Origin of the sequence: Heliobacterium mobile, from assembly GCF_009720735.1 — a bacterium.
GTDB lineage: Bacteria > Bacillota > Desulfitobacteriia > Heliobacteriales > Heliobacteriaceae > Heliobacterium > Heliobacterium mobile.
Genome location: NZ_WNKU01000083.1, coordinates 1 through 1,567, shown reverse-complemented (window position 1 = coordinate 1,567; position 1,567 = coordinate 1). Strand labels below are relative to the sequence as shown.

The 1,567-nt window shown below is 43.6% G+C and carries 1 protein-coding gene; it reads right to left on the bottom strand.

Going from position 1 to position 1,567, the window contains the following annotated elements:
• On the bottom strand, positions 1-1,316 hold a 1,316-nt coding region (locus GJ688_RS19655), incomplete at its 3' end, for a reverse transcriptase/maturase family protein (RefSeq protein ID WP_170292177.1).
• Positions 1,317-1,567: the final 251 nt, after the last annotated feature.

Genomic DNA, 1,567 nt, shown 5'->3' with positions numbered 1-1,567 from the left:
ATACGGGCGCATGCATGAAAGTTAGTACAACCAACAGCCTGGTTAACCAGACCGCGAAGAACTTGGTTTCCATAGTTGACGATTTTGTCTGGCGGAAGAGGAATAAACTGAGTAATGCCTTTTGGAAAACCGTCACTGTTACAAAGGCCATTTTGAAACAGCTTTTGAATCATGCCCTTTATGTTTGCGCGAATATGAATATTGCCCTTATTACGACTAGCATTGTTGCCTCTTTGTATGAAATAGCCTAGAAAGAAAGCCTTATCATTGTGGGCATGGGTGATCTTTGTTTTTTCCACATTCATCCTAAGGTTCAATGTTTCTTGCAGAAATTGTTTGATTGCGTCTCTGACGGATTTACAGTATTCCATGGATGCGGTGACGCCCACCAGAAAATCGTCTGCGTATCGTACATAGCGGACACGCCTGAACTTCGGGTCAAACATATCTACTGAGGATTGAGCTTTGCGGATTCTCACAAGCTTGCGAATTTGCTCCCTCTTTTCTGGGGAATATTCACCCTTACGAAGCTTTTGAATTTGGTATTGAATACTGGTGTAAGCACTGCTTTTACGACGATTCTTGCCGAGGTTTTCATGTTTGGCCGTTTCTGCCATGAAACGGTCAAGTTTATCGAGATAGATATTCGCAAGAATTGGACTGCAGGTGGAACCTTGCGGTGTTCCGGAATCTGTTCGATGAAATTCATACTGCATGTCAAAGTATCCCGCCCGAAGCATCTTGTTGATGAGACGAATAAATCGCTCATCCTCGATTCGTTCACGCAAGATACCCTCAAGGGTTCGGTGGTCGATTTCATCAAAACAGGCAGATATGTCACCCACGATAAACCATGAGGTACCATGCCAGTTTTCAATTTGTGCCATTGCAGTCTGTGTGCTTCGCTTTGGGCGAAATCCGTGTGAGCAATCCGAGAACGTAGGTTCATAGATGTTTTCGAGGATGGTTCTGACCGCTTCTTGGAGGAGCTTGTCCTTACCGTTTGGAAAGCCGAGTTTTCGCATCTTCCCATTTTTCTTGGGGATTAACTGAGTGTTGTTAGGGAGGGGTTTGTAGGATTCATTTCTCAAGTCAGAAATAATCTCGTGAACCCATCCCATACAGAAACCATTTAGCGACGTACCATCTGCCCCTTTAGTTTCTGCTCCATGATTCGATTTGATTGCATTGTAAGCGATGATGTAAATGTTTTCATCGTAAAGCAATCGGTAGATGTCTTTGTTAACGAAATGGGGATTGGTGCTGTTACGTTTACGAAAGCCTTCTAATTTCTTGAGTAGTCTGGTTTGATTCATTCGAATCGACTCCTGTTGAAATAAGAAATTAGGAACTGACCCTCTTCGCCGTGTGTTAGTCATTACAACTAACCATTTGACTACTGTTGAGTCTCTCTGCCATATGCCGTCCATTATGCACTTAGGCAAGTCACGTTTCGCGAGTCCAAATGGTGTATCCGTACTTAGGTGCTCCGTTCGTCTTTTCGCTGACGATGTCAGTTATGTCCGTCGACCTACTTATGATAGGTCAGATTCATACCTATCATATC